Origin of the sequence: Pseudomonas ogarae (assembly GCF_014268695.2) — a bacterium.
Lineage (GTDB): Bacteria > Pseudomonadota > Gammaproteobacteria > Pseudomonadales > Pseudomonadaceae > Aquipseudomonas > Aquipseudomonas kilonensis.
In genome coordinates this window covers 1,035,706-1,052,500 of sequence record NZ_CP077086.1, presented here as the reverse complement: position 1 = coordinate 1,052,500, position 16,795 = coordinate 1,035,706, and the positions used below count along the sequence as shown (strand labels likewise).

Annotated in this window: 14 protein-coding genes and 1 rRNA gene (1 of these 15 cut by a window edge); 10 read left to right on the top strand and 5 right to left on the bottom strand. The window is 60.7% G+C overall.

Annotated features, from left to right (window positions below):
* The 3 genes from HU749_RS04490 to aptA all read right to left on the bottom strand — a co-directional run.
* Positions 1 to 696: ribosomal RNA gene (locus tag HU749_RS04490) — 16S ribosomal RNA — on the bottom strand; it reaches 840 nt to the left of the window's first position.
* A gap of 636 nt (positions 697 to 1,332) precedes the next feature.
* Positions 1,333 to 2,826, bottom strand: coding sequence for a CoA-acylating methylmalonate-semialdehyde dehydrogenase (locus HU749_RS04485; protein ID WP_079301716.1), 1,494 nt, complete (start codon positions 2,824 to 2,826; stop codon positions 1,333 to 1,335).
* A 71-nt stretch (positions 2,827 to 2,897) separates the two neighbouring features.
* Entirely contained in the window at positions 2,898 to 4,247 is a 1,350-nt protein-coding gene (aptA, locus tag HU749_RS04480) for an omega-aminotransferase AptA (protein WP_079301901.1), read from the bottom strand.
* Between the two features lie 122 nt (positions 4,248 to 4,369).
* On the opposite strand from aptA, the gene HU749_RS04475 reads away from it, so the two are divergent.
* The 6 genes from HU749_RS04475 to HU749_RS04450 all read left to right on the top strand — a co-directional run bounded on the left by HU749_RS04475 (position 4,370) and on the right by HU749_RS04450 (position 10,781).
* A complete protein-coding gene (locus HU749_RS04475; protein ID WP_014336429.1) occupies positions 4,370 to 5,290 on the top strand; it encodes a LysR family transcriptional regulator in 921 nt (306 codons plus the stop codon).
* Positions 5,291 to 5,409: 119 nt separating this feature from the next.
* The gene (locus HU749_RS04470; protein WP_003197514.1) at positions 5,410 to 6,060 is read left to right on the top strand and encodes a TetR/AcrR family transcriptional regulator; all 651 of its coding nucleotides are present in this window, start codon (positions 5,410 to 5,412) and stop codon (positions 6,058 to 6,060) included.
* 7 nt (positions 6,061 to 6,067) lie between these two features.
* A complete protein-coding gene (locus HU749_RS04465) occupies positions 6,068 to 6,649 on the top strand; it encodes an IMPACT family protein (protein WP_079301715.1) in 582 nt (193 codons plus the stop codon).
* A 534-nt stretch (positions 6,650 to 7,183) separates the two neighbouring features.
* Positions 7,184 to 8,737, top strand: coding sequence for an ABC transporter ATP-binding protein (locus HU749_RS04460; RefSeq protein ID WP_095963564.1), 1,554 nt, complete (start codon positions 7,184 to 7,186; stop codon positions 8,735 to 8,737).
* Positions 8,738 to 8,748: 11 nt separating this feature from the next.
* A complete protein-coding gene (locus tag HU749_RS04455) occupies positions 8,749 to 9,855 on the top strand; it encodes an ABC transporter permease (RefSeq protein WP_046064423.1) in 1,107 nt (368 codons plus the stop codon).
* The gene (locus HU749_RS04450; RefSeq protein ID WP_014336425.1) at positions 9,855 to 10,781 is read left to right on the top strand and encodes an ABC transporter permease; all 927 of its coding nucleotides are present in this window, start codon (positions 9,855 to 9,857) and stop codon (positions 10,779 to 10,781) included. Before HU749_RS04455 ends, HU749_RS04450 begins: the two co-directional genes overlap by 1 nt.
* 68 nt (positions 10,782 to 10,849) lie before the next feature.
* On the opposite strand, the gene HU749_RS04445 is transcribed toward HU749_RS04450, so the two are convergent.
* On the bottom strand, positions 10,850 to 11,278 hold the full coding sequence (locus HU749_RS04445; protein ID WP_079301713.1) for a hypothetical protein: 429 nt from the start codon (positions 11,276 to 11,278) through the stop codon (positions 10,850 to 10,852).
* A gap of 81 nt (positions 11,279 to 11,359) precedes the next feature.
* Between HU749_RS04445 and HU749_RS04440 the strand changes: the two genes are divergently transcribed.
* The 3 genes from HU749_RS04440 to HU749_RS04430 all read left to right on the top strand — a co-directional run bounded on the left by HU749_RS04440 (position 11,360) and on the right by HU749_RS04430 (position 14,046).
* Positions 11,360 to 11,710 carry a MerR family transcriptional regulator gene (locus HU749_RS04440; RefSeq protein WP_014336423.1) on the top strand — a complete coding sequence of 117 codons (351 nt, stop codon included), beginning with the start codon at positions 11,360 to 11,362 and terminating at the stop codon, positions 11,708 to 11,710.
* A gap of 25 nt (positions 11,711 to 11,735) precedes the next feature.
* A complete protein-coding gene (locus HU749_RS04435; RefSeq protein ID WP_014336422.1) occupies positions 11,736 to 12,422 on the top strand; it encodes an SDR family oxidoreductase in 687 nt (228 codons plus the stop codon).
* 265 nt (positions 12,423 to 12,687) lie between these two features.
* On the top strand, positions 12,688 to 14,046 hold the full coding sequence (locus HU749_RS04430) for an 8-oxoguanine deaminase (RefSeq protein WP_046064421.1): 1,359 nt from the start codon (positions 12,688 to 12,690) through the stop codon (positions 14,044 to 14,046).
* A gap of 98 nt (positions 14,047 to 14,144) precedes the next feature.
* On the opposite strand, the gene HU749_RS04425 is transcribed toward HU749_RS04430, so the two are convergent.
* Entirely contained in the window at positions 14,145 to 15,236 is a 1,092-nt protein-coding gene (locus tag HU749_RS04425; protein WP_046064420.1) for a calcium:cation antiporter, read from the bottom strand.
* A gap of 375 nt (positions 15,237 to 15,611) precedes the next feature.
* Here HU749_RS04425 and HU749_RS04420 point away from each other — a divergent pair, with 375 nt between their 5' ends.
* Positions 15,612 to 16,694: a BMP family ABC transporter substrate-binding protein gene (locus HU749_RS04420; RefSeq protein WP_046064428.1), complete on the top strand. Its 1,083-nt coding sequence runs from the start codon at positions 15,612 to 15,614 to the stop codon at positions 16,692 to 16,694.
* Positions 16,695 to 16,795: the final 101 nt, after the last annotated feature.

Here is a 16,795-nt window from a genome sequence, read left to right as displayed (position 1 = left end):
CTACGCATTTCACCGCTACACAGGAAATTCCACCACCCTCTACCATACTCTAGCTTGTCAGTTTTGAATGCAGTTCCCAGGTTGAGCCCGGGGCTTTCACATCCAACTTAACAAACCACCTACGCGCGCTTTACGCCCAGTAATTCCGATTAACGCTTGCACCCTCTGTATTACCGCGGCTGCTGGCACAGAGTTAGCCGGTGCTTATTCTGTCGGTAACGTCAAAACACTAACGTATTAGGTTAATGCCCTTCCTCCCAACTTAAAGTGCTTTACAATCCGAAGACCTTCTTCACACACGCGGCATGGCTGGATCAGGCTTTCGCCCATTGTCCAATATTCCCCACTGCTGCCTCCCGTAGGAGTCTGGACCGTGTCTCAGTTCCAGTGTGACTGATCATCCTCTCAGACCAGTTACGGATCGTCGCCTTGGTGAGCCATTACCCCACCAACTAGCTAATCCGACCTAGGCTCATCTGATAGCGCAAGGCCCGAAGGTCCCTGCTTTCTCCCGTAGGACGTATGCGGTATTAGCGTCCGTTTCCGAGCGTTATCCCCCACTACCAGGCAGATTCCTAGGCATTACTCACCCGTCCGCCGCTCTCAAGAGGTGCAAGCACCTCTCTACCGCTCGACTTGCATGTGTTAGGCCTGCCGCCAGCGTTCAATCTGAGCCATGATCAAACTCTTCAGTTCAAACATCTTTGGGTTTTGAGAAAACCCTAAACTTGGCTCAGCAATCGTTGGTTACATCTTTGATTTCTCGCGGAGTAACTTGTGATGCTGATAATCTGTTGACTAGCAGTCTGACTCCACAAGCACCCACACGAATTGCTTGATTCAGTTGTTAAAGAGCGGTTGGCTGAGTCTTTCGTCTCAACCGAGGCGCGCATTCTACAGCGCCCCGTGTATCTGTCAAGCGGTTATTTTCAGAAGCTTTCAAAGTTTCGCTTCGGAAACATCAACAACTTCAACCACTTGCGCTTCCGATCTCTCGTTAGCGGGAGGCGAATTCTACAGCGTTACTCGCTGCTGTCAACACCTCTTTTTCACCGCTTTCGACCGAGAAGATCGAACCGCCGATAGAGCCAAACAACACCGCTCTACCTGCTCCTTCCGGGCTTCGATGCCCTGAAGCCCAACACCTTCGAAACTTACTTAACTCATTGAATCTCAAGGAGTTTTCCGTTTCGACTGCGCCGGAAGTGGGGCGAATTATAGACTTCCAGAATCTGCCGTCAATACCTTTCTTCACAATTCTGTCACATCAGTCAAAAAGCCCCGTAAACACAGAGGCCGGCGCCCAAGGGCGCCGGCCTCTTCACTTACCGGTTACAAGCTGGGAAACGCAAACTGCGAAGCCTCATGGCTGGCCCGCTGCGGCCAGCGCTGGGTAATGGCCTTGCGACGGGTATAGAAACGCACGCCGTCCGGGCCGTAGGCGTGCAGGTCACCGAACAGCGAACGCTTCCAACCACCAAAGCTGTGATAGGCAACCGGCACCGGCAATGGAACGTTGACGCCCACCATGCCGACTTCGATCTCATCGCAGAACAACCGCGCCGCCTCACCATCGCGAGTAAAGATGCAGGTGCCATTGCCATACTCGTGATCGTTGATCAACTGCATCGCCTCTTCCAGGCTATTGACCCTGACGATGCACAGTACCGGCCCGAAGATCTCTTCCTTATAGATACGCATCTCAGGTGTCACGCGATCAAACAGGCAGCCACCCAGGAAGAAACCCTCCTCATGCCCGGTCACACTCAAGCCGCGACCATCAACCACCAGCGAAGCGCCCGCCGCCACACCCTCTTCTATATAGCCGCTGACCTTATCCCGATGCTGACCGGTCACCAACGGCCCCATGTCCAGCCCACAGGAGGTACCTGCGCCAATCTTCAGCGCCTTGATCTGCGGCACCAGCTTGGAGACCAATGCATCCGCCACCTGGTCGCCGACACACACCGCCACCGAAATCGCCATGCAGCGTTCACCGCACGAACCGTACGCCGCGCCCATCAGTGCGCTGACGGCATTGTCCAGGTCCGCATCCGGCATCAGCACCGCATGGTTCTTCGCCCCACCCAGCGCCTGGACGCGTTTGCCGCGTCGGGTGCCCTCGGCATAAATGTATTCGGCAATCGGCGTCGAACCGACAAAACTCAGCGCCTTCACTTCCGGCGCTTCGATCAGCGCGTCCACTGCAGCTTTGTCGCCGTGTACCACGCTCAATACGCCCTTGGGCAAACCGGCTTCCAACAGCAACTGGGCGATCAGCAGCGTCGAACTCGGGTCACGCTCGGACGGCTTGAGAATAAAGCAGTTACCGCAGACGATCGCCAGCGGATACATCCATAGCGGCACCATCGCCGGAAAGTTGAACGGCGTGATACCCGCCACCACGCCCAGAGGCTGGAAGTCTGACCAGGCGTCGATGTTCGGTCCTACGTTACGGCTGTATTCGCCTTTCAGGATTTCTGGTGCTGCACAGGCGAACTCGACGTTTTCGATGCCGCGCTTGAGCTCACCGGCCGCGTCTTCCAAGGTCTTGCCGTGTTCTTCACTGATCAACTGCGCGATGCGCGACTCGTTCTGCTCCAGCAATTGCTTGAAACGAAACATCACCTGCGCGCGCTTGGCCGCCGGTGTATTGCGCCAGGCCGGGAAAGCCGCCTTGGCGGCGTCGATGGCCTGCTGGATGGTCGCGCGATCAGCCAACGGCACTTTATGGATGACCTGGCCAGTGGACGGGTTGAACACATCGGCGGTGCGAGCGCTGTCGCTCAGTAGTTCGCCATTGATCAAATGCGGGATGAGGCTCATGGGGACTCCAAAATTTTCCACAGGCGCCCGTGACCGGACGCCCGTTATCGAAAGCTATATAGAAGGACGTATCAGTCGAGCTTGTTCAGCACTTCACCGACCGCATCGAACAGGCGATCCAGATCCTGCGGCTTGCTGTTGAACGTCGGCCCGAACTGCAGCGTGTCGCCGCCGAACCGCACATAGAACCCGGCTTTCCACAACGCCATGCCGGCCTCGAACGGACGCACGATGGCATCGCCGTCGCGCCCGGCGATCTGGATCGCGCCGGCCAGGCCATAGTTGCGAATGTCGATGACGTTCTTCGCGCCCTTCAAGCCGTGCAATGCATTCTCGAAATGCGGGGCGATCTCGGCCACGCTCTGTACCAGATTTTCCTTCTGCAGCAGGTCCAGCGCCGCCAGGCCAGCCGCGCAGGCCACCGGGTGTGCCGAATAGGTATAACCGTGGGGAAATTCCACCGCGTACTCAGGTGTCGGCTGGTTCATGAAAGTCTGGTAGATCTCGGAGCTGGCAATCACCGCCCCCATGGGAATCGCACCATTGGTGACTTGCTTGGCGATGCACATCAGGTCCGGGGTCACGCCGAAGCTGTCGGCACCGAACATCGAACCGGTGCGACCGAAACCAGTGATCACCTCGTCGAACACCAGGAGAATGCTGTGCTGGTCGCAGATTTCCCGCAGGCGCTTGAGGTAACCCTCAGGCGGCACCAGCACGCCGGCCGAACCCGCCATCGGTTCGACGAACACTGCGGCGATGTTGGACGCATCGTGCAGTTCGATCAGCTTCAGCAGTTCATCGGCCAAGGCGATGCCACCCTCTTTCGGCATGCCACGGGAATAGGCATTGCTGGCCAGCAAGGTGTGAGGCAAATGGTCGACGTCCATCATGGCTTGGCCGAACAGTTTGCGGTTGCCGTTGACACCGCCGAGGCTGGTGCCGGCGATGTTCACGCCGTGATAGCCACGGGCACGACCAATCATCTTGGTCTTGGTCGCCTGGCCCTTGAGACGCCAGTAGGCGCGGACCATCTTCACCGCGGTATCGGCGCACTCGGAGCCGGAGTCGGTAAAGAACACATGATTGAGATTGCCCGGGGTCAGGCTGGTGATTTTTTCCGCCAGTTGGAACGACAGCGGATGGCCGTACTGGAACCCCGGCGAGTAATCGAGGGTGCCCAGTTGCTTGGCGACCGCTTCCTGGATTTCCTTGCGGGTGTGGCCGGCGCCACATGTCCACAGGCCCGACAGCGAGTCGTACACCTTGCGCCCCTTGTCATCCACCAGCCAACTGCCTTCGGCAGCGACGATCAGGCGCGGATCGCGCTGGAAATTGCGGTTGGCGGTGTAAGGCATCCAGTGGGCATCCAGCTTGAGCTGGCTGGCCAGGGAACCGACAGCGTGTTCGGGCATGTTCATCGACAAAACCTCGCAGATCATAAGCGACAGGGGATCGAAAGCGTTCTTGCAGCTAAGTTGCCACGGCGATAAAGTCGGTGAAATCCAACTTTTGTAACCTTCAGTCGGCGGATCACTAAACTATGAGCGTTCGTCGTCCCGATCCACTGGCCCAGGTCAGCGACTTTGATATTCGCCTGCTGCGCATTTTCCGCAGCGTAGTGGAATGTGGTGGATTTTCCGCCGCTGAAACCGTGCTTGGCATCGGCCGCTCGGCCATCAGCCAGCAGATGAGCGATCTCGAGCAACGTCTCGGCCTGCGTCTGTGCCAGCGTGGGCGCGCGGGCTTTTCCCTGACCGAGGAAGGTCGCGAGGTGTATCAATCGGCGTTGCAGCTATTGAGCGCACTGGAAAGCTTTCGCACCGAGGTCAACGGCTTGCACCAGCATTTGCGCGGTGAATTGACCATCGGCCTGACCGACAACCTGGTCACCCTGCCCCACATGCGCATCACCCACGCTTTGGCGCAATTGAAAGAACGCGGGCCGGACGTGCAGATCCAGATCCGCATGATCGCCCCCAACGAAGTCGAGCAAGGCGTGCTCGATGGGCGCCTGCATGTCGGCGTAGTTCCCCAGGCCAGTGCCCTGTCCGGGCTGGAATATCAACCACTGTACAGTGAACGATCGCTGCTGTACTGCGCGGTCGGGCATCCGCTGTTTTATGTCGATGACCAGCAACTTGAGGACGCTCGCCTCAACAGCCAGGACGCCATCGCGCCGACCTTCCGCCTGCCAGCCGAAATACAGGCCCATTACCAGGCGCTCAATTGCACCGCGAGCGCATCGGACCGCGAAGGCATGGCGTTCCTGATTCTCACCGGACGCTACATCGGTTACCTGCCCGATCATTACGCCAGCCTCTGGGTCCAGCAAGGTCGGTTGCGAGCCTTGAAACCAGCGGTACGGTTCTATGACCTGAGCCTGGCGTCGGTCACGCGCAAGGGCCGCCGGCCTCACTTGGTGCTGGAGAGTTTTCTCGAAAGCCTGGCGGCCACCCGCTAACTCCCACAGGGGGCAGGTGATCGCCATCAAGAAGCTTTTAGTGTGATGGCACTTGTCGGATTGATGCCGGTGCGCTATCAACGCAGTTGCTTGCCCACAGACCCAGCCCGGAAACGCCCATGACCTTTGAAGTCCCTGCCCACGGTGGCAAGCCCACCAGTCGCATTCGTCAAAAGAATGAAGAGACGATCCTCAAGGCTGCCGAAGATGAATTCGCCCGTCACGGGTTCAAAGGCACCAGCATGAATGCCATCGCCCTCAAGGCCGGGCTGCCCAAGGCAAATCTGCATTATTACTTCACCAATAAACTCGGCTTGTACGTGGCGGTGCTGAGCAACATCATCGAATTGTGGGACAGCACCTTCAATACCCTCACCGCCGAGGATGATCCGGCCGAAGCCTTGACCCGCTATATCCGCGCCAAAATGGAGTTCTCTCGTCGCCAACCCCAGGCGTCGCGATTGTTTGCCATGGAAGTGATCAGCGGTGGCGAATGCCTGACCGAATATTTCAACCAGGATTATCGCGCCTGGTTCAATGGCCGGGCGGCCGTATTCCAGGCCTGGATCGATGCCGGCAAGATGGACCCGATCGACCCGGTGCACCTGATTTTCCTGCTGTGGGGCAGCACCCAGCATTACGCCGACTTCGCCACCCAGATCTGTCGCGTGACCGGGCGCAGCAAGTTGACCAAGCAAGACATGGTCGAGGCTGGCGACAACCTGATCCGCATCATTCTCAAGGGCTGCGGCCTGACACCAGCGCTCTAAGATCGCCATGCCCTTTACCCTTGCCGGTTTTTGCGAATACCGCGAAGAAATTCGCAAAAGCCGTTTCATTACGTTCGCCGCGCCCATCACCAGGCCCGCCGACGCCCAGGCCTTTATCGAGCAGCACAGCGACCTGAATGCCACGCACAATTGCTGGGCCTGGAAACTCGGCGACCAATACCGCAGCAACGACGATGGCGAGCCGGGTGGCACCGCCGGGCGACCGATCCTGGCCGCGATCGAAGCACAGGCTTGCGATCAGGTCGCAGTGCTGGTGATCCGCTGGTACGGCGGGATTCAACTGGGCACGGGCGGGCTGGCCCGGGCTTATGGTGGTGGCGCGAACAAATGCCTGCAAAACGCCGAGAAAATCGAATTGATCAGCCGTGTGCCCCTGCACTGTAGCTGCGGGTTCGCCGAACTGCCCTTGGTGAAACTGCGCGTCGCCGAATGCGGTGGACTGGTCAATGAAGAACACTTTACGGCCAATGGCGTAGACCTGCAGTTGGCCGTGGGTGAAGCGCAGATCGAAACACTGCAAACGCAACTGGCCGACCTGAGCCGTGGACGGATTCGGTTAGGGCGTTGAGTTCAAAGGCTGCAACCTTTCAGGGCGCCCCGCAATCGTTCAACTTGCCCACATCCACTGTGCACCCGACTGTGGATAACCTGAGCACATCCCTCTGTAACCCTTCTGTCATGCGGGTTTTAGAGGGTTGCTCATTTTTCAACCAAAGTCTCGCCGAACCGACAAATCCATCCACAAAACAAGCGCTTGCGGCGGTTTATCACCTTTAGAAGAAAGCCACGCAATGCTTATGCCCGAGTTTCCGGCTTGCGCACAATAACTGTGGAGCAACCTGTGGATAACCCGTTCATGGCTCCTGCCACCCCAAGAAGGGCATGGCCCGCAGCCGCTTGCTCAATTTTTAACCACCCATTTCAGGGCAAACCGGTGCCTGCACCAAATCCTCGTGCGCCAAGCCGGTGCAGAATTTCCCTAGGACAGGCGTCCGGGCCACACGTAGAAGGCCTTGGCGGCGGGGCCAAGGCAATTTCCTGACCTGATGGCCAGGAAATTGCTTTATCCACAAGCATTCCTGTCCATCGGCCCGAACCTGTCATGTCCAACCCCGATTCCATCGCGCGCCTGCAATTGCGCAACATCAGCAAACGCTACCCCGGTTGCCTGGCCAATGACGCCATCGACCTGAGCATCCAACCCGGCGAGATCCACGCCCTGCTCGGGGAAAACGGTGCGGGGAAAAGTACCCTGATGAAAATTATCTACGGCGTCACCCCCGCCGATTCGGGTGAAGTGATCTGGCAGGGCCAGCGCGTCAACCTGCGCAACCCGGCCCAGGCCCGCAGCCTGGGAATCGGCATGGTGTTCCAGCATTTCTCTCTGTTCGAAACCCTCACCGTTGCGCAAAACATTGCCCTGGCAATGGGCGCGGCAGCCGGTACGCCGGCGCAGCTGGAACCTCGGATCCGCGAGGTTTCCCGGCGCTATGGCATGACGTTGGAACCGCAGCGGCTGGTCCACAGCCTGTCGATTGGCGAGCGGCAGCGGGTGGAAATCATTCGCTGCCTGATGCAGGACATTCGCCTGCTGATTCTCGACGAACCGACCTCGGTGCTCACGCCCGCGGAAGCCGAAGAATTGTTCGTGACCCTGCGCCGCCTGGCGAGCGAGGGCTGCAGCATCCTGTTTATCAGCCACAAGCTCGGGGAAGTCCGAGCGTTGTGCCACAGCGCCACGGTGCTGCGCGGCGGGCGGGTGTCGGGGCATTGCACCCCGGCGCACTGCTCGGACCGGGAGCTGGCGCAATTGATGGTTGGCGAAGCAGCCGGACTGATCACGGACTACCCCAAGGTCAGCGCTGACAAAGCCTTCCTGCAAATCAACAAGCTCTCATGGCACAACCCGGACCCGTTCGGCTGCTCGTTGCGGGAGATCGACCTGGAGGTGCGCCGCGGCGAAATCGTCGGCATCGCCGGGGTGGCGGGCAATGGTCAGGACGAATGGCTGGCGTTGCTCAGCGGAGAAACTCCGCTTGCCCGCCAGCAAGGCGAAACGATCCGATTCGACGGGCAACCCGTGGCTCATCTACGCCCCGACGCCCGTCGCCGGCTTGGGCTGGCATTTGTCCCCGCCGAACGCTTGGGCCATGGCGCCGTGCCGCAATTGAGCCTGGCGGATAACGCCTTGCTCAGCGCTTTCCAACAGGGCCTGGTCAGCCACGGACTGATTCGCCGCAGCAAGGTCGAACACCTGGCCGAGGAGATCATCCGTCGCTTTGGCGTGAAGACACCCGACACCAAAACCCCAGCGCGCAGCCTCTCGGGAGGCAACCTGCAGAAATTCATTCTCGGTCGGGAAATCCTCCAACAGCCGAAGCTGCTGGTGGCCGCTCACCCGACCTGGGGCGTGGACGTCGGCGCGGCGGCGACCATCCATCGCGCCCTGATTGCCCTGCGCGATGCAGGCGCGGCGATTCTGGTGATCTCCGAAGACCTCGATGAACTGTTCCAGATCAGCGACCGCCTCGGCGCCTTGTGCGGCGGGCGTCTGTCGGCCTTGAGACCCACCGTCGAGACCCGGCTCAGTGACGTCGGCGGCTGGATGGCCGGCCAGTTCGACGCCCCTCAACCCTCTGCCCCCGCGCCGGTTTAACGGAGTTCTACATGCTGCTTTCTCTCGAACCTCGCGGCCAGCAATCGCGCCTGATGCTCTGGTGCTCGCCGCTCTTGGCCGCCGTGTTGACCCTGGGCTGCGGCTCACTGCTGTTTATCGCCCTCGGGCACGACCCGCTGCAAACGCTGTACACCCTGTTGATCGCCCCGATCAGCGATCTGTACGGCGTGTCCGAGTGGCTGGTCAAGACCTTGCCGATCCTGCTGTGTGCCCTCGGCCTGGCAGTGGCCTATCAGGCACGAATCTGGAACATCGGCGCCGAAGGCCAACTGCTGCTGGGTGCCTTGGCCGGCAGTGCCTTGGCGGTGAACATCATCGGCCTGCAAAGTCGCTGGGCGCTGGTGTTGATCCTGCTCACCGGCACCTTGGCCGGAGCGGCGTGGGCCGGGCTCACGGCGTGGCTGCGCACGCGCTTCAACGCCAACGAGATCCTGACCAGCATCATGCTCAATTACATCGCCCTGAACCTGCTGCTGTTTTGCGTTCACGGGCCGTTGAAAGACCCGGCGGGTTTCAACTTCCCGGAGTCGGCGATGTTCGGCGAGGCCAGTCGCCTGCCGTTGCTGCTGGAGGATGGCCGGGTCCATGCCGGGTTGTATTTCGCCCTGTTGGCACTGGTGGCGGTGTGGGTCTTGTTGCAGAAAAGCTTCGTCGGCTTTCAGATCAAGGTGCTGGGCCTCGACGCTCGCGCCGCCGGTTTCGCCGGCTTTCGCCAGAAGCCGCTGGTGTGGCTGGCGTTGTTGATCAGCGGTGCGCTGGCCGGGCTGGCCGGCGTCTGCGAAGTGACCGGCCCGATCGGCCAACTGGTGCCGCAGGTGTCGCCGGGCTACGGCTATGCGGCGATTACCGTGGCCTTCCTGGGGCGCCTCAATCCCATCGGCATTCTGTTTGCCAGCCTGTTGATGGCCCTGCTGTACATCGGCGGTGAGAGCGCGCAGATGTCGTTGAACCTGCCCCAGGCAATCACCCAACTGTTCCAGGGGATGATGCTGTTTTTCCTGTTGGCCTGCGACGTACTGATTCTGTACCGGCCACGCCTCAACCTGCGCTGGGCCCGACGCACCCGAACCACCGCCGTACAGGCAGGAGCGCTGTGATGGATATCGACCTGTTGAGCAATATTTTCTACGCCATGATCCGCTGCGGCACGCCGTTGCTGCTGGTGGCCCTGGGTGAATTGGTCTGCGAAAAAAGCGGCGTCCTCAACCTGGGCCAGGAAGGCATGATGCTGTTCGGTGCGGTGATCGGTTTTATCGTCGCCTTCAACAGCGGCAACCTCTGGCTCGGCGTACTGCTGGCGATGGCTGCCGGCATGCTGTTGTCGGCATTGTTCGCGCTGGTGGCGTTGGTGTTCAACGCCAATCAGGTCGCCACCGGACTGGCGCTGACGATTTTCGGTGTGGGCCTGTCGAGTTTTGTCGGGGCGGCCTGGGTCGGCAAACCGCTGGCCGGCTTCGAGCCGCTGGCCATTCCCTACCTGAGCGACATCCCGTTGATCGGGCGGATGCTGTTTGCCCAGGATCTGCTGGTTTACCTGTCCTTTGCACTGTTTGCCCTGGTGGCGTGGACGATCATGAAAAGCCGCGCGGGATTGATCATCCAGGCCGTTGGGGAAAACCCCGATGCCGCCAGCGCCATGGGCCTGCCGGTGCTGCGGGTGCGAACCCTGGCGGTGTTGTTTGGCGGCGCCATGGCCGGGTTGGCCGGCGCCTATCTGTCGCTGGCCTACACGCCGATGTGGGCCGAGAACATGAGCGCCGGACGCGGCTGGATCGCCCTGGCGCTGGTGGTGTTCGCCAGTTGGCGGGTGTGGCGCCTGCTGCTCGGCGCCTACCTGTTCGGCCTCGCCAGCATCCTGCACCTGGTGGCCCAGGGGTTGGGCCTGGCGATTCCATCGAGTCTGCTGGCGATGCTGCCGTATGCCGCGACCATTGTGGTGCTGGTGCTGTTGTCCCGGGATGCCGTGCGTACCCGGCTGTATGCGCCGGTGTCCCTGGGGCAACCTTGGCAGGCGGGGCATTGATATAGACTGCGGCGCGCCTATCGCGGGCAAGCCTTGCTCCCACAGATTTTCCTGAGTCCCACAGACTTTCAGTGATCTGTGGGAGCTAGGCTTGCCCGCGATGAGTCCCGAACAGGCAATACCTGAACCAAGCCCCACACCACCTCGAAAAACAGGAAAACCCACAACACCGCACTGGCCCCATGAAGCAGCGCATACAGCATCCAGGCTGCAAACAAGAAACGCCCCACCGCGTCATAACGCCCATACAGTGCCTGCGGATCCCGAATCCGTAGCACTGACCACACGCAGACAATCGAGCCGAGCATATTCACCATCAGCACATGCGCCGGCGCAAACGGCGGCAGTTCTCCAGGCAGGTCAAATAGCTGAGTCAAGCTCATCAACACACCATGCAGCGCCGCAAAGCTCCACGGCGTGACCAGCGCGGCCGACACGATCAGGTCGTACCAGGCGCTGCCAAGCACCACCCGGCGGTATTGCATCGAAGTCCACATACACTTTGCTCCAGATAATTGGGGAGCAAAGAGGCTAAAGCCTGGGGTATGCTCCAAGGTCAAGCCCTCTGGAGTTCCACAATGCGCATCGGTGAATTAGCCCAGGCCTGCGCCGTCAGTCGAGACACGCTGCGCTTCTACGAACAGCGGGGCCTGATCGCGGCGTCGCGCAGCGCCAATGGTTATCGCGACTACCCCGCCGACATAGTGCAACTGGTGCTCTATATCAAGACCGCCCAGCGCCTGGGCTTTACCCTGGGCGAGATTGGCGCCAGCGTCGCCGCCCTGTGGAACGCCCCCGATCCGGACTGCGCCGTGACGCAATTGCTGCAAGACAAACTGAACCTGATCGAAACCCGCATCACCGAACTCGACGCGTTGCGTCACGAGCTGAAACAACGGCTCGGGCAACGCTGTCCATTAAATCCATGACCTTTTCCTTTCAAGGATGCCTCTCATGAATTCGGCAAGAAACGCATTGATCATCGGCGCCTCCCGGGGCCTGGGCCTTGGTCTGGTGAAGACGCTGCTCAGCGATGGCTGGAACGTCACCGCCACCGTGCGCAACCCGCAGAACGCAGAGGCTTTGAAGGCGCTGGGCCCGGTGCGGATCGAAAAACTCGACATGGACGACCAGCAAGCGGTCATCGCCCTGAGCCAACAGCTCAAGGGCGAGACCTTCGACCTGCTGTTCGTCAACGCTGGCGTCAAAGGCCCGGACAACCAGAACCCGGGCGGCGCGACGCTGGCGGAAGTCGGCCAGCTGTTCTTCACCAACGCCGTGGCGCCGATCAACCTGGCTCAACGCTTTGTCGGCCAGATCCGCGACGGCAGCGGCGTACTGGCGTTCATGAGTTCGGTGCTAGGCAGCGTGACCATGCCCGACGCGCCGGAGCTGGCGCTGTACAAGGCCAGCAAGGCGGCGCTCAACTCCATGACCAATAGCTTTGTCAGCCAATTGGGCGAGCAGACATTGACCGTGCTGTCGCTGCACCCGGGTTGGGTGAAGACCGACATGGGCGGCGAAGGCGCGGACATCGATGTCGAGACCAGCACTCGCGGGTTGATCGACCAAGTGAATGCGTTCGCCGGGAAGGGCGGGCATCACTTCGTCAACTACCGGGGCGAGACAATCCCTTGGTAACTCCGCTAATCCCCTGTGGGAGCGAGCTTGCTCGCGATAGCGGTAGGTCAGTCGACATCGATGTTGGATGTGAGGCTGCCATCGCGAGCAAGCTCGCTCCCACCAAGCCCTCTCCTACATAGGAACCTGAGTTGGGCACTGGAAATGTGTCCGGCAACCTGAGTAAACTCCCCTCCTCGCCCTACCCACCGGGCGACCCTGGATCAGCAGACAGGGCATCACTGAGCTGGCTAACCTGAACCCACTTTCAGAGGAGCCGGCCACCATGCCTGCGACCCGTACCTGGTTAAAAAATCCCCTCGCCATTTTCACGGCCAACGACCTCGATGCCCGTGGCGGCCTCGTCCTGCAGGACGGTGTGATCGTCGAACTGCTCAGCGCCGGCCAGCAACCCGCCCAGCCCTGTGACGACATCTTCGACGCGCGCGAGCATGTGATCCTGCCGGGGTTGATCAACACCCACCATCACTTCTACCAGACCCTGACCCGCGCCTGGGCGCCGGTGGTGAACCAGCCGCTGTTTCCCTGGCTGAAGACCCTCTACCCGGTGTGGGCGCGGCTGACCCCGGAAAAACTTGCCCTGGCCAGCAAAGTGGCCTTGGCCGAGTTGCTGCTGTCGGGCTGCACCACGGCGGCCGACCACCATTACCTGTTTCCCGAAGGCCTGGAAAATGCCATCGACGTGCAGGTGCAGAGTGTTCGTGAACTGGGCATGCGCGCGATGCTGACCCGCGGTTCCATGAGCCTGGGCGAAGCCGACGGTGGCTTGCCGCCGCAGCAGACCGTGCAGCAGGGCCAGGTGATTCTCGACGACAGCCAGCGCTTGATCGCCGAGTACCACGAGCGCGGCGACGGCGCGCAGATCCAGATTGCCCTGGCGCCCTGCTCACCGTTTTCGGTCACGCCGCAGATCATGAGCGCCAGCGCCGAACTGGCGGAAAAGCTCGACGTACGCCTGCACACGCACCTGGCTGAAACCCTCGATGAAGAAGCGTTTTGCCTGCAACGCTTTGGCCTGCGCACCGTGGACTACCTGGACAGCGTCGGCTGGCTTGGCCCGCGTACCTGGCTGGCCCATGGCATCCATTTCAACCCGGATGAAATCGCCCGTCTCGGCGCCGCCGGCACCGGCATCTGTCACTGCCCGAGTTCGAACATGCGCCTGGCCTCGGGCATTTGCCCGACCCTGGAGCTGACCGCCGCCGGTGCTCCCGTGGGCCTGGGGGTAGACGGTTCGGCGTCCAACGATGCCTCGAACATGATCCTCGAAACCCGCCAGGCGCTGTACATCCAGCGCCTGCGCTACGGCGCGCAAGCGATCACGCCGGAGCGCGTGCTGGGCTGGGCGACCCGGGGCTCAGCGCAACTGCTCGGGCGCAGCGATATCGGCGAACTGGCGGTGGGCAAACAGGCCGACCTGGCGCTGTTCAAGCTCGATGAGCTGCGCTTCTCCGGCAGCCACGATCCGATTTCCGCACTGCTGCTGTGCGGCGCGGACCGGGCGGATCGGGTGATGATCGGCGGACATTGGCGGGTGATCGACGGGCAGGTCGAGGGATTGGACTTGAAGGGCCTGATTGCCGATCACAGCCAGGCGGCGCGGGAATTGATCGCCGGCACCTGACCGGACGCCATCGCGGGCAAGCCTTGCTCCCACAGATTTTCATGAGTCCCACAGACTTGCAGTGATCTGTGGGAGCAAGGCTTGCCCGCGATGCTCTTCTAGAGACCCAGCAGGGACAACATGATGAATGTCGCAAACAACACAAAATGGGTCATGCCTTCGATGGCATTGGTTTCGCCATCGTTGAGGTTGATCGCGCTGACGATCAGAGTGATGAAGATCATCACCGTCTGCACCGGGGTCATTGCCATCTGGAACGGCTGGCCGGTGTAGAGGGCCATGGCTTCCATAATGGGCACAGTGAGGATCACGGTGGACAGCGAAGCCCCCAGTGCGATATTCACCACCGACTGCATGCGATTGGCGAGGGCGGCGCGCAGGGCGGTGAGGATTTCCGGTGCGGCGGAGATGGCGGCCACCAGGATCGCCGTGACCACCGGCGGTGCCCCCGAACCTTCCAACCCCAGGTCGAGAGCCTTGGACATGACTTCGGCCAGGGCGCCGATCACCACCACGCCAAACACCAGCGCGCCGATGGAAAGCGTCAGGCTGATGGGTTGCGGTTCGTTTTCCACCGGCTCTTTATTGCGGCGTTTTTCCGGGTAGCTGTAGCTGAAGAAGTAACTGTGGGGCCCGACCTGCATGCGCAGGAACAAGGTGTACAGCACGATCATCGCGCCGATGGTAAAGGCCGAATAGATTTTCCAGCTCTCGCGGGGAATGAACTCCGGCACCACCATCGATACCCCCATGGCGGTGAGAATCATCACGCTGTAAGTGCGCGCCGAATCGTCGTTGTAAGCCTGCTCGCCATGCTTGATCCCGCCCATCAGCGCCGCGAGCCCGAGGATGCCGTTGATGTCGAGCATCACCGCCGAGTAGATCGTGTCCCGCACCAACGTCGACGAAGCCTCGTTGCTCATCATGATCGCCAGGATCACCACCTCCACCAGTACCGCCGACAGCGTCAGGATCATGGTGCCGTAGGGATCACCGACCTTTTCCGCCAGCAGTTCGGCGTGATGGGCCACGCGCATGGACGCCGCGACGATGAAACCGATCAGGACCAGGCCGCCGGTCAACGCCACCACCTGCCCGCTGCCCAGCAGCCAGTGCTCCAGCGGATAGGCAATACACGCGGCGATCAGCGCCAGCAACAGCAGTTTTTCTTGCTTGAGCAAAGTGAGCATCGCGGGCCTGTCACCGTGGGCGGGGTCATGAGTTACTGACTATAGGGGGCGGTGAACGTTTCGTTCGGGGTGATGCACCAGGGGGTGGCGCTTGCAGGCAGGGTGCACCTTTATTGTTCTCAAAGGCCTCATCGCGGGCAAGCCTTGCTCCCACAGGTATTGCGTCGCACTTGTGAAGCAAGCTTGCCTTCCCATGAGGTTGGGCTGCCCATCTGTCGGGGCAGGCCGGATTTCACATGGTTTGGCCTTGCACTTGTGGGAGCAAGGCTTGCCCGCGATGGCTGCATCAAGGTGTTAACTATTTGTTGTCTTGTTGGTCAGCATTTTGCATTGATGCAGCACAGCCAACCTCACAACAAAATGGAGTTCGAGTTCATGCACAAACGCCCCTTGAAGAAGTTGCTTTGCGCCGTCGTCGCCGCCGTCGGCCTGGGCGCCGGCCTGAATGCCAGTGCCGCCGACCCGCTGAAGGTCGGCTTCGTCTACATCGGCCCGATCGGCGACCACGGCTGGACCTATCAGCATGAACAAGGGCGCAAGGAGCTGGCGGCGAAATTCGGCGAGCAGATCACCACCAACTACGTGGAAAACGTGCCGGAGGGTGCCGACGCCGAGCGGGTGATCCGCAACATGGCCAAGGACAAATACGACCTGATCTTCACCACCTCCTTCGGCTACATGAACCCGACGCTCAAGGTCGCCAAGCAATTTCCCAAGGTGATCTTCGAACACGCCACCGGCTACAAGCAGGACAAGAACCTGGGCACGTACCTGGCTCGCACTTACGAGGGTCGCTACGTCGGCGGCTTCCTCGCGGCCAAGATGACCAAGACCAAGAAGATCGGCTACGTCGCCTCCTTCCCGATCCCGGAAGTCATCCGCGACATCAACGCCATCCAACTGGCCCTGAACAAGTACAACCCCGGTACCGAAATCAAAGTGGTGTGGGTCAACTCCTGGTTCGACCCGGGCAAGGAAGCCGACGCCGCCAACGCGCTGATCGACCAGGGCGTGGACGTGGTGTTCCAGCACACCGACAGCCCGGCGCCAATCCAGGCTGCCGAGCGACGCGGCGTCTATGCGGTGGGCTACGCTTCGGACATGGCTCACTTCGGGCCCAAGGCGGTGCTGACGTCCATCGTCAATGACTGGGGCCCGCATTACATCCAGGCGACCCAGAGCGTGCTCGACCATAGCTGGAAATCCCAGGACTACTGGGGTGGCCTGAAGGAAGGCACGGTGAAACTGCCGATCAGCGACCTGGTGCCGGCAGCGGTCAAGGGCGAAGCCGAGCAGATCATCGCCGACATCGAGAGCGGCGCCTTCCATCCGTTCACCGGTCCGATCAAGGATCAGGCCGGCGTCGAGAAAATCCCCGCGGGCGTGAGCGCCACCAACGCGGAACTGGCGTCGATGAATTATTACGTGGAAGGCATGAAGGCTGAGATTCCGAAATAGCCCTCAGCCCAAAAACCAACCCAAAACCCATTGTGGGAGCGAGCTTGCTCGCGATAGCGGTCCGGCATATACACCGTCATCGCGAGCAAGCTCGCTCCCAC

Bases quoted from the DNA above. Each gene is read 5' to 3' on its own strand.
- HU749_RS04460 (WP_095963564.1), top strand. From the start codon at position 7,184: ATGTCCAACCCCGATTCCATCGCGCGCCTGCAATTGCGCAACATCAGC.
- HU749_RS04475 (WP_014336429.1), top strand. From the start codon at position 4,370: ATGAGCGTTCGTCGTCCCGATCCACTGGCCCAGGTCAGCGACTTTGAT.
- HU749_RS04465 (WP_079301715.1), top strand. From the start codon at position 6,068: ATGCCCTTTACCCTTGCCGGTTTTTGCGAATACCGCGAAGAAATTCGC.
- HU749_RS04440 (WP_014336423.1), top strand. From the start codon at position 11,360: ATGCGCATCGGTGAATTAGCCCAGGCCTGCGCCGTCAGTCGAGACACG.
- HU749_RS04470 (WP_003197514.1), top strand. From the start codon at position 5,410: ATGACCTTTGAAGTCCCTGCCCACGGTGGCAAGCCCACCAGTCGCATT.
- HU749_RS04430 (WP_046064421.1), top strand. From the start codon at position 12,688: ATGCCTGCGACCCGTACCTGGTTAAAAAATCCCCTCGCCATTTTCACG.
- HU749_RS04420 (WP_046064428.1), top strand. From the start codon at position 15,612: ATGCACAAACGCCCCTTGAAGAAGTTGCTTTGCGCCGTCGTCGCCGCC.
- HU749_RS04435 (WP_014336422.1), top strand. From the start codon at position 11,736: ATGAATTCGGCAAGAAACGCATTGATCATCGGCGCCTCCCGGGGCCTG.
- HU749_RS04455 (WP_046064423.1), top strand. From the start codon at position 8,749: ATGCTGCTTTCTCTCGAACCTCGCGGCCAGCAATCGCGCCTGATGCTC.
- HU749_RS04425 (WP_046064420.1), bottom strand. From the start codon at position 15,236: ATGCTCACTTTGCTCAAGCAAGAAAAACTGCTGTTGCTGGCGCTGATC.
- HU749_RS04485 (WP_079301716.1), bottom strand. From the start codon at position 2,826: ATGAGCCTCATCCCGCATTTGATCAATGGCGAACTACTGAGCGACAGC.
- HU749_RS04445 (WP_079301713.1), bottom strand. From the start codon at position 11,278: ATGTGGACTTCGATGCAATACCGCCGGGTGGTGCTTGGCAGCGCCTGG.
- aptA (WP_079301901.1), bottom strand. From the start codon at position 4,247: ATGAACATGCCCGAACACGCTGTCGGTTCCCTGGCCAGCCAGCTCAAG.
- HU749_RS04450 (WP_014336425.1), top strand. From the start codon at position 9,855: ATGGATATCGACCTGTTGAGCAATATTTTCTACGCCATGATCCGCTGC.